Source organism: Streptococcus sp. ELY_137 (genome assembly GCF_058314515.1).
On sequence record NZ_JBZFUL010000013.1, the window covers coordinates 1 to 24,126 of the forward strand.

Sequence of the window (24,126 nt, forward strand, 5' to 3'; positions counted from 1 at the left end):
AAACACCTTATCAGCTATAGCTGATAAGAGAAATAGAATTCCTAGAAAATCTTTAAATTATCAAACCCCTTATCATGTTTTTCTGAGTCAGGTGAAACTGTCCAACTTAATTTGACAATTTAAGTAAGTATATCTCAAAAAGGAGGAATTTGAAAATGACAGCCGCTTCAAACTCATACGTATGTATTACAGGCGCTAGTTCCGGTATCGGACTAGAGTCCGCCAAGGCTTTTGCACATTTGGGATTCAATCTCATCCTAGCAGCAAGACGACAGGAGCTCTTAGAGGGATTAAAAAGAGAGATTCTTGGGTTTTATCCCAATCTAGATATTGTTGTCAAGAGCATTGACTTAGCCATCCCAGATAATGCTTATAAGCTGTATGAGGATTTAAAAGATTATCATATCTCGGTTTGGATTAATAATGCTGGCTTTGGCAGTTATGACAGCGTAGCTGACCAAAGTTTGGAAAAAATTAGGACCATGCTTCATTTGAACATTGAAGCGCTGACGATATTGTCTACCTTGTATGTCAGAGACTATCAGGATACTGAAGGAGCTCAGCTGATTAATATATCATCTCGTGGGGGCTATATGTTGGTCGACAAGGCTGTGAGCTACTGTGCTACAAAATTTTATGTCAGTGCTTTCACCGAAGGACTGGCGCTAGAGATGAAAAACAGCCAGCATAAACTGCAGGCAAAAGTCCTTGCCCCAGCTGCAACGCAAACCGAATTTGGGCAAGTCGCAACAAACTCCAGCACCTATGATTATGATCAACATTTCAAGCAATATCACACCGCTGAAGAGATGGCTGATTTTCTAATCCAGCTGTATCAAAGCGATAGCGTGGTGGGATTAGTGGACATCAAAGATTTTAGCTTTCACCTAAGCCAGCCACTCTTCCGTCACTAAAAAAGCCAAACAAAGACTCCAGCTGTGACCAGCTGGAGTCTCTTTTTTAAGTAACTAACGGTCGAAAATCTAGAATGGCTAATAGTTTTAGCTTAGTGATTCTCACTAGGCTGGATTTTGACATCAAATCAGTGGAGTATCAGATTAGGTTTACAAATGGTTGACAGCTAGACCTTAAAACTACTCTAAATATTTAATAAAAAACTATTGCTAAAGGAGCGCAGGGCTCAGCATTCAAATTTCCAAAAACAAGCTAGAAGATACTGAAAGTGTTCAAGTCAATCTATAGTATACTTGACGTTTGTGTCAAGTTTCTTTACAATTCATGTCCTTTCTTGAATAATTTCAATAAAACGAGCTGTAAACTGAGCAGTCAACCCCCAAAGATTTTCACCGGCTAAATCATAGAAGGGAATCTTGCGTTTATCTTGACCAAAGTCATAACTTTGACCATTAGGAATACGCTCAAAAGGAAAGTTTCCAGCTGGCTTAGCCTTAGCGATTAAATTATAGGTTTTAGGCTGAGTCGCAAGCAAGTCAGACAAAGAGAGAACAAACAGCCGCTCGACTTCATCTGGGTTCGGGGAAATAGTATGCCAATCACCAGAAATGATACCGACAAAGCAGCGAATGGTTCGACGATGGTGGACAAGATAGTCAATCTCCCCCAATATCTCGATATTATCTATTGTAACATTTAGTTCTTCGACTGTCTCGCGCAGGGCAGCCTGATAAAAGGTTTCATTCTTTTCTACCCGCCCGCCAGGAAAAGACACTTCCCCTGGCTGCGAAATATGCTTACTTCGGACTTGATAAAGAATTTGCCAATCTTGGCTAGCCTTATTCCAGACCAAGGGCAAAAGAACTGCATAGCGACGCTCCTCGCCGATGGGCTTAGGCTGGTAATGTTTAAAGATATCGAGATAGCCTGACATAGGAACTCCCTTGTTTGTTGCTTTATTTTTTACCCATAATACCATGATTAACCGTCGTTGGACAAGCCAAGACTACTATTTCCTCTTATATATAAAAATTTTGTACATTTTATTGACAAAGGCCATCAAATAGATTATGCTTAGTATATAAAAATAATATATATCAAATTTTAGGAGGTGCGTATGTCTTTTCCAGTATCATCCGTCCTCATTGAATTCTTGATTCTAGCTATCATTGAAAAGGAGGATTCTTACGGCTATGAGATTAGTCAAACCATCAAAATCATCGCCAATATTAAAGAATCAACTCTCTACCCCATTCTCAAGAGACTAGAAAAAGCTGGATATGTCACAACTTACAGCCGAGAATATCAGGGAAGACACCGTAAATACTATTCTATTACAGGAGCTGGGTTAGAGCAACTGACCCAACGCAAGCAGGTTTGGCATGACCATATTTCAACTATCGACGGCATCATCGAAGGGAGGATTAGACATGACAAGGAATGACTACTTAAGAGAGCTTGATAGATATTTAAAAAAGCTGCCCCAAGACGATTATCAGGAAGCCATGGAATATTTTACGGAATATTTTGATGAAGCTGGACCGGAAAAAGAAGCAGAAGTTATACGGGAACTGGGAAGTCCCAGAGAAGCCGCTAATGAAATCCTTCATAATATCCTAGATGAGAAAACCGAGCGTAACAATCTATCGCCTAAAAATAATGCGACACTGATTTGGATTGCCATTTTGGCCATTTTGGCTTCACCTTTAGCTTTTCCCTTAGCGATTACTGCCTTAGCATTGGTTCTTACTTTTGTGATTTTAGGCTTTTCTGTCATCCTTGTCTTTTTTTCGCTGGCCTTAGCTGGATTTCTATCGGGTATAGCATTTCTTATTGATGGGTTTACTTATCTGCCAACTTCTCTGCCAGCTAGCTGCTTGGGCTGGGGGCTGGGATTGCTGGCTTTAGGAATCGCTGCACTGACTGTTTTAGCAGGCACGGAATTATCACGTGCACTGGGCAGGGGAATTACTAGTTTGGTCCGCTGGGTAGGTAAGAGAGGAGGCCGGCAATGAAAAAGTGGAAAAAATTATTACTCGCAATAGGAATCGTGGCCAGTCTGCTTGGTTTGATTCTTACCTTCGTTGGATTTTATACCGGTGGCATTAGTGGTATCCAGCAGAAGTACCAAGGTGAACGCAGTTTTGTCAAAAAGAAATTGACTAACTTCGATACGATTAATCTTGAAGCTACTAATCCTAATTACCAGTTTTTAATTAAAACTACTGATGATAAACAGCCTAGCATTACCTATTATCAGTATAAAAAGCAGCCCATTAAAACAAAGGTTAATAATAATGAATTGACCGTCACTGCTGGTTCTCCTAACTCCCGTATCACTATTGAAATGTTTAATTTGGAAGTCTTGGGCGAACTCATTGATAGAAATGATAGAGATACAGTTGTCATCTCCCTGCCCAAGGGAACCAATATTCATGAATTGAAAAGCTCATTGAACGTTAATGATTTAAAGCTCGATGAACTTACGATTGATAAAGCTGATGTAAAGATGGCTACTGGAGATTTGTCTTTAGATAGAACAACTATAAACAAGGGACACATTGATCTCATTAGTGGCGATATGGTTACGTCTAATGCCCACTTGTCAGATCTAGCTGTATCCATAGATACTGGGGATTTGTCTTTGGACAAAACAAACATAAAAAAAGGTAGTTTGAAACTTATCACTGGGGATATGAATATTTCTAATACGAGTTTATCAGACCTAAGCTTATCCATAGATACTGGAGATATTGAACTGGATAGTGTAACTCTAAACTCCTTGTCTATTGATACGTCAACAGGAGACGTCGAGGGTGACGGTTTGACCTTTAGGAAAAATAATAAAATTTCTGTTGATACAGGAGATATCTCTCTTGCCTTGAGCGATTATCAACTCAATGTTTCTAGCCAAACAGATACCGGCGATGAGGAGCTTACGCACAAACTTATACATTCCAATACAAATTTCCTTGATATATCATCCAACACAGGTGATGTTGAAATAGAATAAAAATTCCCTCAATAGGATAGAGCGGCTGAGACAGCTATTACGACCGTCTCAGCCTCTTTTGAGTACCGATAAATTTTGATAAAACGACAATTTCGATTTTTCTCGTTTTCTTATTTTAAGACTCAGGTTTGATGCCACTAATTTGAACAGCAAAGAAGAAGATATAGACTGTTGCTGGTAGGGAATTAACATTACCCCAAGGATGATCCTACATAGAGTTTAAAAATGATATTACAAAATATGGGAATCAAAGATACTCCCAATAGGTAACGTAGCCCAGAGACTGGGCTGATTCGCAATAGCCTTTAGTCTAACTAATGTTTGTTGATCTATATTTTAGACAGTATGTCCATGTTTTTGTTATATTATATTATACAAATTTAGGGCTGATTTTCAGCATATTTCGATATTTTTTAGACATTGTGATTAAAATTATATAAAGCAAGCTAATCTTGAGAGGATAGCTCCTAAATACACCTTCATGAAAACCTGGAATTTAGACTGAGTGCCCTATCTGTAAACAGGCAGTGATACTTTAGCTCCAGTTTTTTACGGACTGGTAAAGAAAGGAGATTTTGATGACAAAAGATAATCGCAAGAAACGCACTCAAAAGGCATTAGAGCAAGCTATGGTCCAGCTATTAGGAAGCCATAATTTTGATGAAATCACAACTAGCCAACTGGCCAAGACTGCCGGTATCAGTCGTTCAAGCTTTTATACTCATTACAAGGATAAGTACGATATGATTGACCGCTATCAACAGGCTATTTTTAATAAACTGGAGTATGTTTTTGATAAACATCACAGGGATATTGAGTCTACCCTGCTAGAAGTATTTGAATTTCTGGATCGGGAATCACTCTTTGCCAGCTTGATTACCCAAAATGGAACGAAAGAAATTCAAAATTTTATCCGCCATCACCTACAGCGGCTGATTTCTTCTGATTTTTATGATAATGCACCGTCCCCCGAACGCAGTTCTATAGAAAGACTCTACAATAGTGTCTATCTCAGTCATGCTATGTTTGGGGTCTATCAAATTTGGGTGGTTCGCGGTAAAAAAGAAAGCCCAAAACAAATTACTAAACTCCTGATGAAGTTGCTACCGGACAGTAATTGAGCAAATTATCATGGAAGAAATTCTTTTTCCAAGCAAGAGATCTGTGAACTTTACTAGTTTTTGGGATTTTAGTAGGGCTCAGCCAGCCCGCCAGAATTATTAGACAATAAACCCCCGTCCAGCTGGACGGGGGTTTATAGGCCATAATATGATATGGATTAAAGCATCTTGTTGTAGAATTCAACGATCAGAGCTTCATTGATTTCAGGATTAATTTCGTCACGTTCTGGCAAACGAGTCAATGAACCTTCAAGTTTTTCAGCATCGAATGATACAAATGCTGGGCGCCCTAAGGTTGCTTCAACAGCTTCCAAGATCGCTGGAACTTGCGCTGATTTCTCACGAACTGAGATCACTTGTCCTGGTTCTACGCGGAATGATGGAATATCAACACGTTGTCCATCCACAAGGATGTGGCCGTGGTTAACAAATTGACGAGCTTGGCGGCGTGTTGTTGCAAGACCTAAACGGTAAACAACGTTGTCCAAACGACGTTCAAGCAAGATCATAAAGTTGTAACCAAGCGTTCCTTCTTTGATCTTAGTAGCTTGTACGAATAAGTTACGGAATTGCTTCTCACCCAAACCGTAAGTGAAGCGTAATTTTTGCTTCTCAGCCAATTGCAAACCGTACTCGGAAAGTTTTGAACGGTTGTTTGGACCGTGCTGACCTGGTACGTAATTACGACGTGCCAACTCTTTACCTGTACCTGTAAGTGACAAGCCAAGGCGGCGTGATTGTTTCCATGATGGACCTGTATAACGTGACATATTTATGTCCTCCTATAAAATTAAAATTTTGTAGGAAATAACGTCTTAGACAAACCTAATTCGTGCAGATGCCCTTCGCCTAAACAGCCAAGGTTACTGGTTTTTCAGAACATCTGTTGACGAGCTTTATTTTGCCCTGCTGTTATTTCACACGAAGGTAAGTATAACACAAAAAAAAGCCTAGGACAAGGCTTTTTGACTAGAATCTGATTAAACACTTGATTCATTTTCGTTTGGATCTATAACATGAAAACGTCAACCGCCAGAAGGGGCAAAGATTTCGTCTATAATGCTACGAGGAAGGTTTTAAGTTTCTATCGATATTGTCCGTCTAGACAATTGGTAGCGGTGCCTTTCTCGCTTTATCGAGAATTAAATCACCATCAACACTGCCTCTTTGCATAGGCTGATTTCTTCATACATAATAGGTCAAAAGGCCTCGGTTTTATTCACTTTCTTCCTAGTTATTTACTCAAAAGTCTATATTGCAAGGAATGCCTTGCTGCGTTGGGACAGGCGCTTTTAAACAAGTAACATTGCTGTTTTTAGAACACCTGCTGATAAGATTCATTTGCTGTGCAGCTTTTACACAAGGGTAAGGATATTGTAAAGCTATCTGTTAATAAATCCCCTATTAAACAGGAATTTTTTACACTTCAATATTTGTATAGATTTACACTTGTGTCAATTAAATGTAAAGAAAAATCCCTTATCTTCCTTAACCTATCAGTCAAAATAACGAATTAAGCTCTTTTCGGTCAAAATATCAGAGTAGGTATAAGACTCAACGTAAGCATTGCTAATTTCACCAGGCTGGCTGGCATGGTCATTGTATTCAACAACAAAAAGAGAAGGATAAACTTCAATCAAACGACCGATCTTTGTTTTCTCCCGTTTACGACCATGATCCAAAGTCATCTCAACTTCTTGGCCCTCATGGTTTTTAACTTCCTCTTTAATTTTTTTCATTTTAGCAACATCTGTAAATGCATCACTCATATTTCTTACCTTTCTTCAAATTGTGCGATTGATGAGAACTTATTGTACTCTTTTTGGAATATTAATTTGACGGTTCCTCGTGCTCCAGCACGGTTTTTTTCTAAGATTACCTCAATGGTGTTATCTTCTAATTGATCCTGCCCTTCCTCTTTGTCACCGCGCTCGTAATAATCATCACGGTAGAGAAAAGCAACAATATCAGCATCTTGCTCAATAGATCCTGACTCTCGGATATCCGAAAGTACTGGCCGCTTATCTTGTCTCTGCTCAACACCACGTGAAAGCTGACTGAGGGCAATGACGGGAACTTTTAACTCCTTGGCTAGGATTTTAAGCTGGCGGGAAATGTCTGAAACTTCCTGCTGGCGATTTTCCGAGCGAGATCCAGTGATCAGCTGGAGATAGTCAATAACAATGAGTCCCAGCCCGCCTAACTCCTGAGCTAGCTTCCTTGAACGAGCTCGTATCTCCGTCACTTTAATTCCTGGAGTATCGTCAATATAAATTGGCGCATCAGCCAAGGTTCCTTGGGCTAAGGTCAAGTTTTGCCAGTCTTGATCAGTCAGCTGGCCCGTCCGCAGGGCATGAGAATCCACCAACCCTTCAGCTGCCAACATCCGATTAACTAAGCTTTCAGCACCCATTTCTAATGAAAAAATAGCGACAGGAGCATTTTGCTTCGTGCCAACATTCTGGGCAATATTAAGTACAAAAGCTGTCTTACCAACTGCGGGACGCGCCGCTAATATTACCAGCTGATCGGGATGGAGACCAGTCGTAATCTTGTCCAGATCTCTAAAGCCAGTAGGCAGCCCTGTAACATCCGTTGTCTGCTGGGAACGTTCTTCTAGGCTTTCATAGTTTTCCTTGAGGACATCTGAAATTTTACGAAATCCACTGCTGTTTGAGCGTTCATTAATATCAACTAAAGCTTTTTCTGCATGGGCGATGATATCATCTGATTCGATCGAGCCATCGTAAGCTTCGTTGACTGTCTCTGTCAATCTGCTGATAATATTGCGTAACATGGCTTTTTCTGCCACAATTTTAGCATAATATTCAGCATTGGCACTGGTTGGCACACTATTAACGAGCTCAACAAGATAGGCGATTCCGCCGATATTTTGCAGGTCGTCCTGACTGTCTAAAATAGCCCGAACAGTTGTAGCATCAATCGCATCATTACGATCATTCAACTTGATCATGGCCTGAAAAATAATTCTGTGCGAGTATTTATAAAAATCCTCGGGCTCTATATATTCCCTGACGGAAATTAACTTATCAGGGCTGATAAAAATAGACCCTAGAACAGCCTGCTCAGCAATTAAATCTTGCGGCTGCACACGCAGCTCTTGAGTCTCTGGCATAAACGGTTACCCCCCTTTCATAAAATATTAAATTAAATCTATAACATGACTAGAATTTTAGGAAAGTGACTGCACTAGCTTTAACACTTGATGTCCAATTCACAGGTATTAGCAAAGACCCTAATCCCTGAGTTTAATAAGTGAATAAGACTAAAACGAAATGGCAAGCATCATCTAAGAGCAAGTCAAAATCAAAACTGTTCAAAATTGCTATTGCTCTTCGCAAGCGTATTTCTCTCTACAGAACCGGCAGCTTAAGCTTCTTCAATATTAAGTTTGATCTGGGCTTCAACTTCCTTGTGGAGCTTAACAGGCACCTCAATTAGGCCCACGGCACGAATAGGATGCTCCAGCACGATAGAACGCTTATCAACCTTGATATCAAACTGCTTTTGTAGCTCATCAGCAATTTTCTTAGCTGTGATAGAGCCAAAAGTACGGCCATCTGGTCCAACTTTCTCGGTAAAGTGAACACGGGTTGCCTCTTTTTCCAACTGGGCTTTGACAGCCTTTGCTTCAGCAAGAATTTCGGCGGCAGCTTTTTGTTCTGATTTTTGTTTACCTTTTAATTCGTTGATGGCTTGGCTAGTAGCCTCTTTTGCAAGGTTCTTTTTAATCAGAAAATTTTGGGCATAGCCCGTTGGGACTTCTTTAATTTCTCCTTTTTTCCCTTTACCTTTAACATCAGCTAGAAAAATAACTTTCATCTCAGATTTCCTCCTCAAGTATTTGATCAATAATGTCAGTTAATTCTGCATAGGCCTGCTTAACAGTCTTGTCATCTAGTTGACAGGCAGCCAGATTAAAGTGGCCGCCTCCACCCATCTGTTCCATGATACGCTGGACATTGATTTTATTGCGGCTACGAGCTGAAATTGCCGTCTGCCCCGCTGCATTTTTACTGATAACAAAGCTGGCCTCGATATTGGCCATTGACAAGAGCGTGTCAGCCGCTTTACTGGCAATGATATTGCTGTAAACCTGATCTTCTGGTCCTTGAGCAATGATCATAGTGTTACCATACGATTGGCCAGTTAATATCAGCTCATTGACCTGACGATATTCATCAAAGTCTGTTGCTGAAATATTTTGAATTTCCAAACTGTCACTACCCATAGTACGCAGGTAACTGGCGACATCAAAGGTACGGTTGGTCACACGAGTTGAGAAGTTTTTGGTATCCAGCATAATTCCAGCCATCAAAAGGCTGGCTTGAATCTTAGATAGAGTATGACGACCATTTTGGAATTGCAGCAATTCGGTAACCAGTTCGCTGGCGCTGCTGGCACCGCTTTCGATAAAGGTTAAGATAGCTTTATCAGGGAAGTCTTCATCTCGTCTATGATGATCAACGACGATAACCTCTGTAAACTTGTTATATAGCTCCTTAGACAGGGTCAGGGCTGTTTTTGAATGGTCAACCATGATTAAGAGATCGTTCTCACTAGAGTGAGCTAGAGCTTCTTCAACTGTCAAGAGCTGAGTAGTGCCTTCTTCTTGCAGCCTATGAACAGCTTTAGCAATATCAGTATTCATATCAGTATCATCATAGACAGCAAAGCTGGCCTCTAAAATATTTGAGGCAAAGCGCTGCATACCAACAGCTGCCCCCAGTGCATCCATATCCAGATGGGCATGCCCGACAATGAAGACTTGCTCAGCACTCTTAATTCGATCAGAAATAGCCGTCATCATAGCGCGGGTACGGGTTCTGGAACGCTTAATGGTAGAAACTGTTCCACCACCAAAATAGAGGGCTTTTTTGTGTTCATCAGTCTCTTTGATAACCACCTGATCCCCACCACGCATGAGAGCAATATTAAGGTTTTGCTGGGCTGCTTGACCAATCTGCTGATGGTTATTTTCACCGAAGGAAATTCCCATACTGAGGGTCAAAGGGAGTTCCAGCTCTTTAGCAGATTCACGGAAATGCTCCAGCATGGTGAATTTATCCTCTATCAAGGCAGATAAAACCTTATAATCACTGAAGAAATAAAAGCGATCCATGCTAACGCGACGGTAATAAATCTGATGCTGCTGGGCAAAATCAGAAATAAAATTGGCAATAAAGCCATTGATTTGTGCGACATCGCTGTCAGACAAATTAGTCGTAATATCATCGTAGTTATCTACTGAGATGATACCAATAACTGGGCGTTTGAAAGATGTATCTATGCTAGTGTCATCACTGGCTGAATCAAAAAAGTAAAAGAGGCCAGCTGATAGATCTAAATTGATGGCATAAGTGTGATTGTTGACCCGAATGCGATGATTGGCCGATCCTTCCTTCTGTTCGCGGATAGTGCGGCGTAGTAAATCTACATCCAAACCACCAGCATCATTGGTAAAGATAAGCTCAGCATAAGGGTTGAACCAGCCGATGTCGTCAGTTTCCGGATCAAATTGAACTACACCGACAGGCATCTTATCCAGAAGGGACTTGAGGCTGAGTTCGGTCTGGTCATTAAGCCGCTCGATCTGCTCTAACTCTGATAACTCATAGGCCTGTTTTTGGTAGTAAAGGAGACCGACCATTGCTACGAGGACAAGGAAAATTGCTAGCAGCAAAGACGTCTGAGAAGTCATTGTTCTCACACAGATAGCCAAGATACCAAAGAAAATCAAACCGATCATCACAAGATGGATGGTCTCTAAACGAATTTTTCTCATTATTAAACCTCTTAATCTGCATATTATATCATAAAGAAGCCTAAAATTCTAGGCTTCTTTTAAGGCAAATCGCGGGGGCATTTAGGACTTGCGGCTAGCCTTTTGATTGCCTTCTAAGTAGACCATGAGAATGGAAATATCAGCTGGATTGACCCCTGAAATCCGACTGGCTTGACCGATGGTTTCAGGATTGATCTTTTTGAATTTCTGGCGAGCTTCGGTAGCGATAGAGTCAATATCATCCCAATCAATGTTGGCAGGAATACGCTTTTCTTCCATGCGTTTCATTTTAGCGACTTGGTCCAAAGCCTTGTTGATGTAGCCTTCATACTTAATTTCAGTCTCTAGGAGTTCGATGAGTTTATCATCCAGATCCTCCGCAGCTGGTCCGATGAATTTGACGACATCTGTGTAGCGGACCTCTGGACGGCGCATAAACTCTTTGGCTGTTACTGCATCTGTCAAGGGCTTAAAACCCATGGCTTCAACCTGCTGATTAGTATCTTTGACAGGTTTTAGTTTATGGATTGACAGACGTGTCATCTCATTGTCAAACTGCGCTTTCTTGATCTCGAAGCTGAGCCAACGCTCTTCATCAACCAGACCAACTTGACGACCTATTGGAGTCAAACGCATATCGGCATTGTCATGGCGCAGAATCAGACGGTACTCGGCGCGTGAGGTCAAGAGGCGGTAGGGTTCCAGTGTTCCCTTGGTCACTAAGTCGTCAATCATGACACCGATATAGGCATCGCTGCGCTTGAGAATAAGTTCAGGTTTGCCTTGCACCTTGAGAGCCGCATTGATCCCAGCTACCAAACCTTGACCGGCTGCTTCCTCATAACCTGAGGTGCCATTGGTTTGACCTGCCGTAAAAAGACCTGAAATCAGCTTGGTTTCAAGAGTAGCCCGCAGCTGGTGAGGCAGGACAATATCGTATTCGATAGCGTAGCCCGTGCGCATCATCTCTGCCTTTTCGAGACCCTTGATGGAGCGCAAAAGATCGCGCTGAACATCTTCAGGCAGGCTGGTTGAGAGACCTTGGACATAGACTTCCTCTGTATGGCGCCCTTCGGGCTCCAAGAACAGTTGGTGGCGATCCTTGTCGGCAAAGCGGACAATCTTATCTTCGATCGATGGGCAATAGCGTGGTCCAACCCCCTTGACGACACCTGAAAACATAGGAGCGCGGTGGAGGTTTTTATTGATAATATCATGGCTGGACTGGTTGGTATAGGTCAGCCAACAAGGGACCTGATCCTGCAGGTAGTCCTTATCTTTTGACAAGAAAGAGAAGTGGTTAGGCGTGGTATCGCCGGGTTGGATTTCTGTTTCGTCGTAGTTGATCGTTGAGGCCTTGACACGTGGGGGGGTTCCTGTTTTGAAACGTCCGATTTCGAGTCCCAGTTTTTTAAGGTTGTCAGCTAGAGTTACAGAGGCTAGGCTGTTATTGGGACCAGATGAATACTTGAGGTCCCCGAGGATGATTTCCCCACGCAGGGCAGTCCCCGTTGTTACCACAACAGCCTTGGCACCGTACTTGATCCCAGTTGCCGTGACAACACCAACAACCTTGCCATCTTCGACCAAGATATCATCAATCATGCTTTGGCGCAGGGTTAAATTTTCCTGCTGCTCAACCGTATGCTTCATTTCACGCGCATAGAGAGCCTTGTCGGCTTGGGCACGCAGGGCACGAACAGCAGGACCCTTACCAGTATTGAGCATCTTCATCTGGATGTAAGTCTTATCGATATTCTTGCCCATCTCACCGCCCAGCGCATCGATCTCACGCACCACGATCCCTTTGGCAGAGCCGCCGATAGACGGGTTGCAGGGCATAAAGGCCAACATCTCAAGGTTGATGGTAGCCAGCAAGGTCTTGCAGCCCATACGGCTGGCAGCTAGGGCCGCTTCTACCCCCGCATGACCAGCCCCGACCACAATAACGTCAAATTCTTCTGTAAATGTGTGTGTCATTTAAATTTTTTAAACCTCTCAATATATTTTTTGTTGTATCTGCCCATGTTTTAAATCAATCAAATATTTTTTAACTTTTAATTTGTAAAATCTTTTATCTATTATGTCCATTTTGATAGATATGACAAGTAAAGTAAGGAAATAAAATATAATAAAAATTGGTAAAATCACTAAAATATACTCCGTTAGTCTTTCTGATCTATTATTAATAATGAAATTATTAATATCAACTTTTTCTAGCTCAACAAAAAATGTCAAAAGAGGCAGACCAGCAAATAGATAAAATAAATTTCTTGAAAATGCATTATATCTTCTTTTTTCATTTTGAGTGTTTTCAATTTCGTCCAATAGTAAATTAATTTTTTCCTCACTTAGGTCAGTTCGAAATTCTAATAAACTTGTACTATAATAAAATTTTAACTGCTGTAATTTGTGAAGAAGAAACCAAATAACATAAATGGTAAATAATAACACAAATGTATGCATAAATACCTGAAAATTATTCAATTTTATATTTTTCATCCAAATATTTCTAGTAAGGATTAAAAAGAGCGATAAGGGTAACTCCGCTATAAAAATCATGTAAAACCAAAATCTAATTCCAGATAACGGGAACTTTTGGTTTTTATTTTCCCATTTTATAATACTCTCTAAAAACTCATTATATGTTTTACTCATTGAGGTGTCTAAGTATTCAAAATTATATAATCGCCATTTTACCAGATCACAGACATCTCTCATTTTCTGTGAAATCACTTTCATTTCCCTTCCTCCATACAAAAATAGCCAAAACTCTCGAAAACTGTACGTCAAAAAACGTACAATTCTCATGAGCTTTGACCATCATGATGCTTGTTAGGGTAATTGTATCAAAATCTTTATTTTTGTCAATCTACCTGACTGAGTAGAATCTATTTAAACGTATTGACGAACTTCTTGATTGTTATAAGCGTTGTCAATAATCGCGCCGCCGAGGCATTCGTCACCGTCGTAGAAGACAACGGCCTGTCCTGGTGTAATAGCACGTTGAGGCTCATCAAAGATGACCTCTGCCTTGTCGCCTGACACCTTGACAGTTACTTTACTGTCTGGTTGACGGTAGCGGAACTTAGCTGTGCATTCAAAGCTGAATTCCTCAGGCATATCGCGCGTGAAGTGGACTTGACTAGCCTGTAAAGAGGTTGACATGAGAGACTCATGGTAGAAACCTTGGCCGACATAAAGGATATTTTGTGACAAGTCCTTGCCGACAACGAACCAAGGGGCATTGTCACCGCCGTGCTGGCCTCCGATTCCCAGACCGCCACGCTGGCCGATAGTGTAGTACATAAGACCAGCATGCTCACCCATATCACGACCATCAACGGTCATCATACGACCGGGTTGTGCTGGTAAGTAGTTTCCTAGGAACTCTTTAAAGTTCTTTTCACCGATGAAACAGATACCAGTCGAGTCTTTCTTTTTAGCGGTCGCTAGACCAGCTTCTTCGGCGATACGGCGCACTTCAGGCTTTTCAAGATGCCCTAGAGGGAACATGACCTTTTGCAGCTGCTCTTGTGAGAGCTGGCTGAGGAAATAGGTTTGGTCCTTATTGTTGTCAGCCCCACGCAGCATATGGACAGTGCCGTCTTGGTCACGGCTAACTTGGGCATAGTGGCCAGTTGCCACGTAGTCGGCACCCAGACTCATAGCGTAATCAAGGAAGGCTTTGAATTTGATTTCCTTATTGCACATGACGTCTGGATTTGGGGTACGTCCAGCACGATACTCGGCCAAGAAGTACTCAAAGACACGGTCCCAGTACTCTTTTTCAAAGTTGACAGAGTAGTAGGGAATCCCAATCTGGTCTGCAACTGCAGCAACGTCCTTGTAATCTTCGGTCGCTGTACAGACACCGAACTCATCTGTGTCGTCCCAGTTTTTCATGAAGACGCCGATGACATCATAGCCCTGCTGCTTGAGCAAGAGGGCTGTTACTGATGAATCGACACCGCCACTCATCCCGACGACGACACGTGTTTTAGCATTATCCGTCATAGATAATCTCCCATCAAATATAAGATGCTCAGGGCTAAAAAGGCTAAAATACAGCTGTTTTTGGCCCCTGCTCAATCGGAAATAGTAACCTAAAATTTAGCCACTATTCTTGGTTAACATAGACTTGAAGGGTCTAGTTATTCAACAATCGATTTGAAGGTCGACATTGAAAAAAGCGGTGCTGGCTAGGCCAGCACCGTAAAAGATTATAACACGATTTAGTCAGAAAGCAAAATTTGGAAATTGTAACCCTTGATGCGGTGATAGAGCCAGTAACTAGCTAGAAGCAGCCAAGCAAGAATTGTCAACCACAGCACAGGCGGGAAATAAGCTGGTTCTGTAAAGCTAACTGTCAATTGGTTAGTACCTAATTTATTTTTTATTTTTGGAACACCAAAGGTTGACAGACTGTAGTCATCACGTTTTAAAGCATGATGGTTTAGTACTAACCTCGTCTTTTTATAAACGACAATAGGCAGCTCTGTCTCGCTGTTCTTAGTACTCCAACTTAGGGTAAGGGTTCCATCGTTATTAACCCGTTTGGTCATGTCTCTCTTAAAAATAATTTTTTCAGCATAGGCATTATAGGCATTACCCTTGACAGACTTGTAAACCGGAACATAATCCGGAGTAGATTTTTCAATTCGTTTTAAGAGGTTATTGAGATTGCTATCGAAGACAGCATCGTACTGGTCTTGGTAACTGCCAGTTGGGTGAACGTGGAGGTTGGGTTTTAAAACATAGCGGGAACGCTTAGCAGCTTGAGCTTGCCTGTGGGCAGTATTGACAGTTTGAACTGCACCAATTAAGGCAAAAAGAGTTAATACGACTGAAATCAATTTACGCCATTTAACAAAACGATTAAGCGTCATACTTCCGATAAGTAAAAGCAGGATAGTAGCGGGGATAAAAAAGCGAAAAGGAAACTGGACCAGCTGGGCAAACTTGACACCATTGTCAACCAGCCATTTCCAAGGAACAATAGTTGTTGACAGGATGATAAAGAGTAGGTAAGCTGCATGAAGGACACGCTTCCACTTAGCCATACTAGTCCAGCGCCAAAGCAGATAAACGATCTGACCCAGCAGGAATAAGACTAGGGGAAACGGTGTTAGGATCCAATAGCTTGAACCTGTATTGATGGCATTGTTGTTGATTAGTTCGTTAACGAAGGGGTCCAATAGTTTATTATCCAGCCTTAAAAAGAGAAGAGCTACCCAAACATTGGCTGTTAAAACTAAACTTAAGATAACTGATAGCAGACCTTGCCTAAAAATCTTGAGCTTATTTTTACTTTGGAAAAAACCATAGGTAAAGAAGGGGAGGTACATGATAACCAGAAAGAGGGTGCTTAAGAGGTGAATTTGAAAAATGAGACTGACTGCAAAAGCCAGCTGCAGGGGGTGAAGCTCTTTATAAAAGGTAAAACGAATAGCTGGTATAAAACAGAAGGGCATAACAGCCGCTCCCCAACTTGTGAACCCCTGACGCATAGTCCAATATTGAATGGAAAAGGTTGTCAGGTAAAACAAAGCAATAGGGAGGGAGATTTCTTCCTTGACCTTGGCAGCCCTGAGTAGGCTGTACATGGACATTCCAGCTATTAGGCCTAAAATAAAGCGAGACAGGAGCTGATAGCCAAACCAAGAGCGGCCCAAGAGTACCAAGATTCCTTGAAAATAGGCAAAAAAAGGACCGTAGACTGCATTGACAATTCGTCCTGATTGCTGAAAACCATAGATAGATATGAAATAGGAGAAGTTCCAATGCCTAATTTGCATAGCAGCTTCATAAAAGCGGTTGTAATGAAAAATAGAATCTGACCCAAAGATAACGTCTTTGGTTATCCATTGGGGGAGGATTAAGGCAAAGGAAAATAAAGCTACTACTATAATAGATCTCAATTGTTGGAAATACGTTCTATTCATGTATTTTTGACTCCTTTTTACGGCCTTGGCCTTGCTTTATTAGTATATCATAAAAAGCCATCCACAAGCTGTGGATGGCTTCATATCAAGGCTAATTTGTTTTTTATACGCCTTGAGCTTTTACATTCCCCAAGCTGACATACCTTGCGCATTGTAGGCGTTGATAGCAGCATTGACTTGATCTTGGACGGTTGCAGTTGAACCCCAACCAGGCATAGTTTGAAAGAGACCTGAAGCACCTGAACCATTAGAAACGTAGGGATTTCCATTGGATTCACGCGCAATGATGTATTCCCATGTTGCTTGGCTAACACCTGTTGCAGCAGCCATTTGGGATGCGGCGTCAGACCCGACAGCACCAGCCGTGTTACCATTGGCCAATCCACGGGCTCCATTAGTATTAGCTGTACTTGCAGCTACTGCTGGAGTATTGCTGTTAGCTGATTGTGCTTGATCAGCAGTGGCTGGCCGTTGCTGATTTGCCAGAGTTTCTTCTTGAGGCTGAGAGGCTGCCGTAGGAGCTGTTGCTGTCGAAGCTGCAATTTCAGCAGGCTGAGTAGCTGCAGAGGCTTTCTTGTCCTCATCTTCATCGTTCGCAGAGGGAGAGACTTCCTCTGCAAAAGAGGATTCAGATAGGGAAAATTTGCTATTTTCAGAGATGAAGCCCAAGACTAGGGCCGCAAATGTCGTCAAGATAGTAAAAATAACAAGTCTATCAGATAATTTAGTTTTGTCTGTTCTTCTCTTAGGCATTGATAACTCCTTTACTACACAAGTTTTCTCTCATTTTACCCCAGTCTTGTTACCAATGGGTTGGATTGGTGTTAAAATTATTACAATTACATATTAATTTACACAAAAAAGCTCTAAGTTCTTAACTTAAAGCTTCTTTGTTACATCCCTCTACTACTTATGAATACCTACTTCTTTTAATACCAGCCGTTGGCATTCCAATAGTCAAGGGCTGCTGACCAAGAACCGTAGCGGCCTGATACGTAGCTATCTGCTGTACGTTCTTGGTTTTCTTCTGATAAATCATTGTTTAGATAATCTCTTGTCAGTTGGTAACGGCCGTAATATTGACCATTTTCAGCTGTATAGCTACCACCTGATTCACGCTGAGCAATTTCTTCTTTGGCAGCTGCATCAGCAGAACTCAGGCTCGATGCATAACCAGATGTTGCTGGGGCTTCTTCTTGTACTGGCGCTTCGCTAGCTGCTGGGGCCTCAGACACTGCTTCAGAAGCCGGGGCTTCACTGCTAGCTGTTTCTTCACTAACAACAGCATTCGCATCTTGTGGCGCTTGGCTCTCTTCAGAGCTTACGGCCTCAGAAGCCGGAGCCTCACTATTTTCAACTGGAACTTCTTGTTCGGCTGTTTCTTGAGTTGAAGTTTCACTGCTCGTCGTTTCTTGAGTAGCTACTTCTTCTGGTGCTGGGGCTTGAACCTCTTCAACAACTGGTTCTTGCGGCGCTTCACTAGCAGCATAACTAACTTCTTCTTGTTGGGTTACTTCGCTTGTCGCTGCTGCATCATATGCTGGAGCTTGGACAGGGGCTTCGCTGGTTACTGAAGCATCAGCAACCTCTTGGACCGCTGGAGCCTCAACCGCTTCGCTTGTCGCTGCAGCTGTATCAGCACTGGTCAATTCCGCTGCTGAGCCTGCTGTGGCTACAGCACCTGACACTTCAATATTTTGTCCAGCCACAATGTAGTCTGGATTTTCAATATTATTGATTTGAGCCAAGTTATCAACAGTGGTATTGTGACTTTCAGCAATTGCTGAAAGTGTATCTCCCGCCTTGACTGTGTAAGTTTCAGCGTGAGCAACATGGGCAACGGCTGTTGCGCCGAATGCTGCTGCTGCCGACAAACTAGCCAAGGCTAATTTTTTAGAATGGAGTGCATTTTTCAAAATTGATTTAGTAGACATAAAAAAATTATGCTCCTTTTTTAAAATATACCCTATACTATACACTCTTTTTGTTACCCTAGTTTTAGCCTTAGATTAAAAATATTACAGACATTTTTAATCTTGATAAAGAAACTGGAAATCTTGAGCTATTTGCGCAATAACCCAAGTTTTCCAGTTTCACTTTTAATTTAAGGGCTAGGACAAATATTTTAAGAACTAACTCTTGAGGAAAAAGAGAAGGAGACCCAAACCTATCATTATAAAGATAGCTAAACTATCCGGCCAGCGCCACAGCAGACGGCGGTATTTGCTGCGACCATCCCCTCCTTGATAACCACGCGCTTCCATGGCAACGGCCAGCGCATCTGCCCGTTTAAAACTTGAAGCAAAGAGGGGAATCAAGATAGGTATGATGGATTTAATTTTTTGAACCAGACTTCCCTCACCAAAATCAACACCTCGGGCACGTTGGGCCTTCATGATTCGGCTGGTGTCATCCATTAAGGTCGGCACAAAGCGTAAGCTGAGCGAAAGCATAAGGCCGATTTCATGAACGGGAACTTTAAACGGTTTAAGTGGTTTAAGTAAAGATTCTACAGCATCCGACAGGCTCAAAGGAGTTGTTGTCAATGTCAATAGGGTTGAAAAGGAGATAATCAGAACAAAGCGCATAAAAATCAGGGTTGCCGTCTGAAAACCAGTGTCTGTTATTTTTAGTATCCCAAATTGCCAAATTAGCTGCCCTTGATGATTAAAGAACATCTGAAAGGCCGTTGTAAAGAGAATAATACCAAACATAGATTGCAAACCATTTAAGAAAAAAGAAAGCTTCATGCGGGATAAGCCTATTAGACTTAAAGTGAAACCAGTCATAATAAGATTGGTAACTAGGTTGTTGGCCCAAAAAATAATCAAGATAAAGATAAACATAGCAAGAAGCTTACTGCGGGGATCTAAGCGATGAATAGGGGAATTACCTGGAATGTACCTTCCTAAAATTAGCTTATCCATGTAAGGCCTCCACAAACTCTTTGATGGTTATTGGCAAATGCTCCAGTTGCCAGCCTCGTTGAACTAAATCATGAGCAAATTTAGTAATTTTAGGCACACCCAGTTGTTTACTCTCCAAGAAATCGAGATTCTGAAAAATCTGGCTTGGCTGGCCAGAAGCGATTATTCGTCCCTGTTCTAACACATAGACAAAATCAGCATAATTAGCAACATCGTCCATGAGATGGGTCACTAGAACAATAGTTTGGCCTTGGTGATGGAGCTCAGCAAATAACTCCATTAATTCTCTTCGGCCCTTAGGATCTAGGCCAGCAGTCGGCTCATCTAAGACTAAAATTTGGGGCTCCATGGCTAATATACCGGCGATAGCTACCCTGCGCATTTGTCCTCCAGATAAATCAAAAGGATTTTTATCAAATAGATCGTCACTAATACCGACTTGGCGAAGCTTTTCACCAGCGATTTGTTCAGCTTGATCTTTGGCCATGCCAAAATTTTGTGGACCAAAAGCAACATCCTTGAGTACTGTTTCATCAAAAAGCTGGCTTTCAGGAAACTGAAAGACTAAACCTACTTTCTGACGAACAGGCTTAATAACCTTATTTTTTGAATCCGGTGTAATCACAATATCGTCAACTGTAACCTCACCCTGAGTAGGAAGGTTCAGGCCATTGAGCAGCTGCATAATAGTCGATTTACCACTGCCGGTATGACCGATAAAGGCTGTATAGGAACCATCCTTAATATTCAAATTAATATCAAAAAGGGCACGCCCTTCAAATGGCGTTCCCGCTTGGTAAGTGAAGTCTACTTGTCTGAGAGTAATTCCCATAAGTCATCTCCTAATTCCCTTTCATCAGCATAAGTTTTTGAAATAGCAAATTTTGTCTTTTGTAAGGCTGCTAACAACTGAGCTGTAAAAGGGCTATCCATACCTAAGCTTTCCAGCTCCTCACCCCTTCCTAGAAATTTAGTTGGCAGGGCTGTTGACTCAACTTGTCCGGATTTCATAACCAAGACTCTATCACTCAAGGCAACCTCATCAAGATCATGCGTGATAGAAATAACAGTCATCCCATACTGTTCACGAACAATCTTGATAGTAGCCATTAAATCGAGACGGCCTTCTGGATCCAACATACTAGTGGCTTCGTCAAGGATAAGTATCTCCGGCCGCATAGCTACAATGCCAGCGATAGCCACACGTTGCTTTTGTCCGCCAGATAAGCGTGCAGGTTCCCGACTGGCAAACTCTGACATGCCAACTAGCTCCAAGGCTTCCTGTACTCTCTTTTTCATTTCTTGGTAAGGCAGGCCTTGGTTTTCCAATCCAAAAGCAACATCATCTTCAACAGTGGCCCCAACAAATTGATTATCAGGATTTTGAAAAACCATACCAATCTTGCGACGCAAGTCCCAAACATTGTCAGCTGTCAATTCTTGACCATCAATTATAATTCGTCCTGAGTCAGCTTCTAGGAGACCGTCAATTAGACGAACCAGAGTTGACTTACCTGAACCATTATGGCCAACAACAGCTAGCCATTCGCCACGTTTCACGTGAAACGTTACGTCTTTTAAAATATCGTTTTGATGCTTATCGTATTTAAAACTTACTTGTTCGAGAGAGATTATCGCTGTCATAAATTACTGAAAGGTATCTTTGAAAAGGTAGCCCGCTCCTTTGAAGTAATCATAACCAGAATATATGGTAAAGAAGAGAGCAATGTAGAGCATTATAGTCCCTAGTAGGGATAGATGACACAAAAGGAGGATAATAGCTAGCATTTGTGTAACTGTCTTAATTTTCCCCGGCATAGCAGCGGCTAAGACTTGCCCACCCGTCTCCACTAGAAGAAGACGCAGACCTGTAACAGCCAGTTCCCGGCAAATAATAATAGCCGAAATCCAAGCAGGAGCTAAGTCCATCCCAACAATCATGATGAAGGCTGACATAACTAACATCTTGTCGGCTAGGGGATCTGCAAATTTACCAAAGTTGGTTACAACCTGCCATTTGCGAGCTAGATAGCCATCCAAATAATCTGTAAAGCTGGCAACTGCAAATACCAAAGCTGCTAGAAGATGCCATTTGGTGTTACTTGGAATAGAGGTTAAGAGCAAGAAAATCGGTATCATTATGATACGGATTAAGGTTAAAAGATTTGGAAGGTTTTCTTTTTTTGTCATAATAATTTCTTTCTTAGTTAAGGGTGAGGGTAATATAGTTTGTATTGTCTTTGTTAAGGTTTGAGAGATCGAGGGTCTGTCCATTAATCTTGACAGTTACATGGTCAACTTTGTCAAGGGTAATGACAGATTTATCAACATTAGGTGCTAATGTAACAGTAACACTCTTATTTTCCCCACCTAAGGCGAGTCCCTTTTTATCTAGGTCTGAATTGGTAACCCTGATAAGGTTTTCGTCCTCAAAATCTTGAGAAATCTCAATAGTAACCTTAGGGGGTGTATCACCGGTAAGTTTCACTGTCGTATAAGAACCTCTGGTCTTAGCTGTCAAGCTGGATTGACTAGAAGTTGACGACTCTGATGGTCCTGTTTGTTGAGTGCTTGATCCCACCGCTTTTAAAGAGGATCTAGGAGCAGTTGCGCTCGTTTCTTGTTCCCATTGAAAATAGACAGCTGTACCAATTAAACCGACCATGAGAAGACTGAGCAAAGACAAAATGACTAAAGGGAGCCTTCTGTTAGGATCATCTTCTACATAATCAAAGCGCTCCGATCGGAGCCATTTCCACTTATCAGGTTCCTGCTCTTGGCCTGCTGTTTCTTCTTCCTCTTGGGGTTCATCTTCGTCAACTTCAATTTCAAAATCAGGATTTTGATACCCTTCCAATAAAAGTTGACTATCTAATTCTAAATAATCACCGTACCTAGTCAGGTAATCTGTAACCTGCCCTTCTCTGACAAATTTAAACTGGTTGAGCTCCATAACTGTAATGTACTGCATAGGCAGTTCCAAATCTTCTGAAACCTGCTCTACAGTCAAATCTTTTGCTTGACGAGCGTCGCGTAAAACCTGACCGATGCTCTTTTTCTTCATACTAACACCTCAAAATAATCAACTGCCTTTTATTATACCAAATTTCAAACTATTTTATAACTAGTTTGGAAAGATAGTAAATTCTGAAACTTCCATTTCCCTGACAAGGTCTTGTCCAATCTGCTTAACATCTCCCAGAGTCAACTGATTCAAAATTGTGGGTAAATCTAAATAAGCCTCTTCATCAGTTTCATAGGCAGCCAGCTGAGTAAGGAGATGCTCCATTGAATCTAAGCTCCTCAAGAAGTCTCCATAAGTTTCCCGCTTGAGCAAGGTCAAATGTTCTTGGTTCATGTCATCTGATATTAGGAAGTGCTTCAAACTCTCTCTAATTTGATTGACTAATTTAATGGGTTGCAGCGTATCTGCTGTTAGCAAAATAAATTGAAAACGACGGGAGACCTCTATATCAATATCAAAGGAATCATCAATAAGTTTTTGGTCATACCAACTTTGGTAGGTCCTGCTGGTCCAGCCAAAAAGCAGGGAGAAAAAGAGGCGCAGACCGACTTTTTGCCGGAGAATTGATCCTTTTGCTAATTCTGGTAGTCTAATACCAAAAGCTAGTTTGGGTCTTGCGGTATCAAAACTGGTTGATTTTCGCTTAATATTCTTTGTCAATTTTAGCGGTTTTTTGTCAAGTTTTGTCAAGCTATCTGTAAACTTGCTTTGCGTTTTTTCGACCTCAGTAAGCAGGATATTCTTGTCAAAATTTCCAACAACAAAAAGGGTCATGTTTGCTGGATGATAATAAGCTTTATGGCTGTTTTCTAGCGCATTTAACGTTATTTCTGATAGGCTCTTGCGGTCGCCAGCAATATCGTTAGAGAGTTTAGTATTTGGATACAAATTCGCTAAAATAGAATTGTAAAGTTTATAGTCAACATCGTCAAGATACATGTCAATCTCTTGTTCGATAATTTTCTTCTCCCTATCAACTGATTCTTGATCAAAATCTGCAGTCATTGGAAAACTTTGCAACAATTCCAAAGCCTGTCCATTGAATCCTAAACTTGTAAAATAAAAAGCTGTTTTTTCAAAACCGGTAAAAGCATTACTCTCAACTGATAAATCAGAGAACTTTTGAGCAGCATCCCTATGATTGGGCAGTTCAAAAAGTTTATGTTCTAAAAAATGAGCGAGTCCAGCAGGAGATCCATTGTCTGCTGTTTCCTCGTCGATTGGGAGAGGATCGAGAGCCCCAAAATCAACTTGCAGCAAGGCTGACATTTCTGAAAACCCTGGTTTAGGAAGCAAGCAAAGCTTTAAGCCATTTTTGAGGGTCGTCCTATACAGGCTTTCGCCAAGACAAGGATAGTTTTTCTCCTCTAGCAT

At 41.5% G+C, this 24,126-nt stretch carries 23 protein-coding genes and 1 pseudogene; 6 read left to right on the plus strand and 18 right to left on the minus strand.

Going from position 1 to position 24,126, the window contains the following annotated elements; genetic code table 11:
- Together AC4HAO_RS08650 and AC4HAO_RS08655 are read left to right on the plus strand one after the other, a co-directional pair.
- Positions 1 to 115, plus strand: a pseudogene (locus AC4HAO_RS08650) (IS30 family transposase); the annotation flags it as partial.
- Positions 116 to 155: 40 nt separating this feature from the next.
- Complete coding sequence (locus AC4HAO_RS08655; RefSeq protein WP_491135134.1) at positions 156 to 914, plus strand: SDR family NAD(P)-dependent oxidoreductase; 759 nt, start codon at positions 156 to 158, stop codon at positions 912 to 914.
- A 323-nt stretch (positions 915 to 1,237) separates the two neighbouring features.
- Here the strand turns inward: AC4HAO_RS08655 and AC4HAO_RS08660 are convergent, their stop codons facing one another.
- Positions 1,238 to 1,849, minus strand: a complete 612-nt coding sequence (locus tag AC4HAO_RS08660) for an NUDIX hydrolase (RefSeq protein WP_491093105.1) — start codon at positions 1,847 to 1,849, stop codon at positions 1,238 to 1,240.
- Positions 1,850 to 2,032: 183 nt separating this feature from the next.
- Between AC4HAO_RS08660 and AC4HAO_RS08665 the strand changes: the two genes are divergently transcribed.
- The 4 genes from AC4HAO_RS08665 (at position 2,033) to AC4HAO_RS08680 (ending at position 5,049) form a co-directional block, all read left to right on the plus strand.
- Complete coding sequence (locus AC4HAO_RS08665) at positions 2,033 to 2,359, plus strand: PadR family transcriptional regulator (RefSeq protein WP_491093106.1); 327 nt, start codon at positions 2,033 to 2,035, stop codon at positions 2,357 to 2,359.
- Positions 2,346 to 2,930, plus strand: coding sequence for a DUF1700 domain-containing protein (locus tag AC4HAO_RS08670; protein ID WP_491135135.1), 585 nt, complete (start codon positions 2,346 to 2,348; stop codon positions 2,928 to 2,930). Before AC4HAO_RS08665 ends, AC4HAO_RS08670 begins: the two co-directional genes overlap by 14 nt.
- Positions 2,927 to 3,928: a DUF4097 family beta strand repeat-containing protein gene (locus tag AC4HAO_RS08675; RefSeq protein ID WP_491135136.1), complete on the plus strand. Its 1,002-nt coding sequence runs from the start codon at positions 2,927 to 2,929 to the stop codon at positions 3,926 to 3,928. Before AC4HAO_RS08670 ends, AC4HAO_RS08675 begins: the two co-directional genes overlap by 4 nt.
- Before the next feature lie 578 nt (positions 3,929 to 4,506).
- A complete protein-coding gene (locus AC4HAO_RS08680; RefSeq protein WP_491093109.1) occupies positions 4,507 to 5,049 on the plus strand; it encodes a TetR/AcrR family transcriptional regulator in 543 nt (180 codons plus the stop codon).
- Between the two features lie 158 nt (positions 5,050 to 5,207).
- On the opposite strand, the gene rpsD is transcribed toward AC4HAO_RS08680, so the two are convergent.
- From rpsD to yfmH, 17 genes are all read right to left on the minus strand, one after another.
- The gene (rpsD, locus tag AC4HAO_RS08685; protein ID WP_491135137.1) at positions 5,208 to 5,819 is read right to left on the minus strand and encodes a 30S ribosomal protein S4; all 612 of its coding nucleotides are present in this window, start codon (positions 5,817 to 5,819) and stop codon (positions 5,208 to 5,210) included.
- Positions 5,820 to 6,545: 726 nt separating this feature from the next.
- Entirely contained in the window at positions 6,546 to 6,818 is a 273-nt protein-coding gene (locus tag AC4HAO_RS08690) for a Veg family protein (RefSeq protein WP_447452884.1), read from the minus strand.
- Positions 6,819 to 6,823: 5 nt separating this feature from the next.
- A complete protein-coding gene (dnaB, locus tag AC4HAO_RS08695) occupies positions 6,824 to 8,185 on the minus strand; it encodes a replicative DNA helicase (RefSeq protein WP_447452885.1) in 1,362 nt (453 codons plus the stop codon).
- 254 nt (positions 8,186 to 8,439) lie between these two features.
- Positions 8,440 to 8,892, minus strand: a complete 453-nt coding sequence (gene rplI / locus AC4HAO_RS08700) for a 50S ribosomal protein L9 (RefSeq protein ID WP_447452886.1) — start codon at positions 8,890 to 8,892, stop codon at positions 8,440 to 8,442.
- 1 nt (position 8,893) lies between these two features.
- The gene (locus tag AC4HAO_RS08705) at positions 8,894 to 10,855 is read right to left on the minus strand and encodes a GGDEF domain-containing protein (protein ID WP_491135138.1); all 1,962 of its coding nucleotides are present in this window, start codon (positions 10,853 to 10,855) and stop codon (positions 8,894 to 8,896) included.
- An 81-nt stretch (positions 10,856 to 10,936) separates the two neighbouring features.
- The gene (gene mnmG / locus AC4HAO_RS08710; RefSeq protein ID WP_491135139.1) at positions 10,937 to 12,835 is read right to left on the minus strand and encodes a tRNA uridine-5-carboxymethylaminomethyl(34) synthesis enzyme MnmG; all 1,899 of its coding nucleotides are present in this window, start codon (positions 12,833 to 12,835) and stop codon (positions 10,937 to 10,939) included.
- An 18-nt stretch (positions 12,836 to 12,853) separates the two neighbouring features.
- Positions 12,854 to 13,597 carry a hypothetical protein gene (locus AC4HAO_RS08715; RefSeq protein WP_491135140.1) on the minus strand — a complete coding sequence of 248 codons (744 nt, stop codon included), beginning with the start codon at positions 13,595 to 13,597 and terminating at the stop codon, positions 12,854 to 12,856.
- A 153-nt stretch (positions 13,598 to 13,750) separates the two neighbouring features.
- Entirely contained in the window at positions 13,751 to 14,872 is a 1,122-nt protein-coding gene (mnmA, locus tag AC4HAO_RS08720; RefSeq protein WP_491093113.1) for a tRNA 2-thiouridine(34) synthase MnmA, read from the minus strand.
- Between the two features lie 218 nt (positions 14,873 to 15,090).
- The gene (locus AC4HAO_RS08725; protein ID WP_491135142.1) at positions 15,091 to 16,800 is read right to left on the minus strand and encodes a hypothetical protein; all 1,710 of its coding nucleotides are present in this window, start codon (positions 16,798 to 16,800) and stop codon (positions 15,091 to 15,093) included.
- A 120-nt stretch (positions 16,801 to 16,920) separates the two neighbouring features.
- A complete protein-coding gene (locus AC4HAO_RS08730) occupies positions 16,921 to 17,553 on the minus strand; it encodes a transglycosylase SLT domain-containing protein (protein ID WP_491135144.1) in 633 nt (210 codons plus the stop codon).
- Positions 17,554 to 17,729: 176 nt separating this feature from the next.
- Positions 17,730 to 18,734, minus strand: a complete 1,005-nt coding sequence (locus tag AC4HAO_RS08735) for a LysM peptidoglycan-binding domain-containing protein (protein WP_491135145.1) — start codon at positions 18,732 to 18,734, stop codon at positions 17,730 to 17,732.
- Between the two features lie 198 nt (positions 18,735 to 18,932).
- Positions 18,933 to 19,727, minus strand: a complete 795-nt coding sequence (locus AC4HAO_RS08740) for an energy-coupling factor transporter transmembrane component T family protein (RefSeq protein WP_491093117.1) — start codon at positions 19,725 to 19,727, stop codon at positions 18,933 to 18,935.
- Complete coding sequence (locus tag AC4HAO_RS08745; protein WP_491093118.1) at positions 19,720 to 20,559, minus strand: energy-coupling factor transporter ATPase; 840 nt, start codon at positions 20,557 to 20,559, stop codon at positions 19,720 to 19,722. The genes AC4HAO_RS08740 and AC4HAO_RS08745 overlap by 8 nt, the downstream gene beginning before the upstream one ends.
- The gene (locus AC4HAO_RS08750; RefSeq protein ID WP_491135146.1) at positions 20,535 to 21,371 is read right to left on the minus strand and encodes an energy-coupling factor ABC transporter ATP-binding protein; all 837 of its coding nucleotides are present in this window, start codon (positions 21,369 to 21,371) and stop codon (positions 20,535 to 20,537) included. The genes AC4HAO_RS08745 and AC4HAO_RS08750 overlap by 25 nt, the downstream gene beginning before the upstream one ends.
- Positions 21,372 to 21,374: 3 nt before the next feature.
- Positions 21,375 to 21,917 (minus strand): CDP-diacylglycerol--glycerol-3-phosphate 3-phosphatidyltransferase, encoded by a 543-nt coding sequence (gene pgsA / locus AC4HAO_RS08755; protein ID WP_447452897.1) that lies wholly within the window; start codon positions 21,915 to 21,917, stop codon positions 21,375 to 21,377.
- A 13-nt stretch (positions 21,918 to 21,930) separates the two neighbouring features.
- Positions 21,931 to 22,791, minus strand: coding sequence for a helix-turn-helix domain-containing protein (locus AC4HAO_RS08760; RefSeq protein WP_491093121.1), 861 nt, complete (start codon positions 22,789 to 22,791; stop codon positions 21,931 to 21,933).
- Between the two features lie 60 nt (positions 22,792 to 22,851).
- Positions 22,852 to 24,126, minus strand: a complete 1,275-nt coding sequence (yfmH, locus tag AC4HAO_RS08765; RefSeq protein ID WP_491135147.1) for an EF-P 5-aminopentanol modification-associated protein YfmH — start codon at positions 24,124 to 24,126, stop codon at positions 22,852 to 22,854.

Excerpts from the sequence above, each read along its gene's own strand:
- AC4HAO_RS08655 (WP_491135134.1), top strand. The coding sequence starts at position 156 with ATGACAGCCGCTTCAAACTCATACGTATGTATTACAGGCGCTAGTTCC.
- AC4HAO_RS08660 (WP_491093105.1), bottom strand. The coding sequence starts at position 1,849 with ATGTCAGGCTATCTCGATATCTTTAAACATTACCAGCCTAAGCCCATC.
- AC4HAO_RS08665 (WP_491093106.1), top strand. The coding sequence starts at position 2,033 with ATGTCTTTTCCAGTATCATCCGTCCTCATTGAATTCTTGATTCTAGCT.
- AC4HAO_RS08670 (WP_491135135.1), top strand. The coding sequence starts at position 2,346 with ATGACAAGGAATGACTACTTAAGAGAGCTTGATAGATATTTAAAAAAG.
- AC4HAO_RS08675 (WP_491135136.1), top strand. The coding sequence starts at position 2,927 with ATGAAAAAGTGGAAAAAATTATTACTCGCAATAGGAATCGTGGCCAGT.
- AC4HAO_RS08680 (WP_491093109.1), top strand. The coding sequence starts at position 4,507 with ATGACAAAAGATAATCGCAAGAAACGCACTCAAAAGGCATTAGAGCAA.
- rpsD (WP_491135137.1), bottom strand. The coding sequence starts at position 5,819 with ATGTCACGTTATACAGGTCCATCATGGAAACAATCACGCCGCCTTGGC.
- AC4HAO_RS08690 (WP_447452884.1), bottom strand. The coding sequence starts at position 6,818 with ATGAGTGATGCATTTACAGATGTTGCTAAAATGAAAAAAATTAAAGAG.
- dnaB (WP_447452885.1), bottom strand. The coding sequence starts at position 8,185 with ATGCCAGAGACTCAAGAGCTGCGTGTGCAGCCGCAAGATTTAATTGCT.
- rplI (WP_447452886.1), bottom strand. The coding sequence starts at position 8,892 with ATGAAAGTTATTTTTCTAGCTGATGTTAAAGGTAAAGGGAAAAAAGGA.
- AC4HAO_RS08705 (WP_491135138.1), bottom strand. The coding sequence starts at position 10,855 with ATGAGAAAAATTCGTTTAGAGACCATCCATCTTGTGATGATCGGTTTG.
- mnmG (WP_491135139.1), bottom strand. The coding sequence starts at position 12,835 with ATGACACACACATTTACAGAAGAATTTGACGTTATTGTGGTCGGGGCT.
- AC4HAO_RS08715 (WP_491135140.1), bottom strand. The coding sequence starts at position 13,597 with ATGAAAGTGATTTCACAGAAAATGAGAGATGTCTGTGATCTGGTAAAA.
- mnmA (WP_491093113.1), bottom strand. The coding sequence starts at position 14,872 with ATGACGGATAATGCTAAAACACGTGTCGTCGTCGGGATGAGTGGCGGT.
- AC4HAO_RS08725 (WP_491135142.1), bottom strand. The coding sequence starts at position 16,800 with ATGAATAGAACGTATTTCCAACAATTGAGATCTATTATAGTAGTAGCT.
- AC4HAO_RS08730 (WP_491135144.1), bottom strand. The coding sequence starts at position 17,553 with ATGCCTAAGAGAAGAACAGACAAAACTAAATTATCTGATAGACTTGTT.
- AC4HAO_RS08735 (WP_491135145.1), bottom strand. The coding sequence starts at position 18,734 with ATGTCTACTAAATCAATTTTGAAAAATGCACTCCATTCTAAAAAATTA.
- AC4HAO_RS08740 (WP_491093117.1), bottom strand. The coding sequence starts at position 19,727 with ATGGATAAGCTAATTTTAGGAAGGTACATTCCAGGTAATTCCCCTATT.
- AC4HAO_RS08745 (WP_491093118.1), bottom strand. The coding sequence starts at position 20,559 with ATGGGAATTACTCTCAGACAAGTAGACTTCACTTACCAAGCGGGAACG.
- AC4HAO_RS08750 (WP_491135146.1), bottom strand. The coding sequence starts at position 21,371 with ATGACAGCGATAATCTCTCTCGAACAAGTAAGTTTTAAATACGATAAG.
- pgsA (WP_447452897.1), bottom strand. The coding sequence starts at position 21,917 with ATGACAAAAAAAGAAAACCTTCCAAATCTTTTAACCTTAATCCGTATC.
- AC4HAO_RS08760 (WP_491093121.1), bottom strand. The coding sequence starts at position 22,791 with ATGAAGAAAAAGAGCATCGGTCAGGTTTTACGCGACGCTCGTCAAGCA.
- yfmH (WP_491135147.1), bottom strand. The coding sequence starts at position 24,126 with ATGCTAGAGGAGAAAAACTATCCTTGTCTTGGCGAAAGCCTGTATAGG.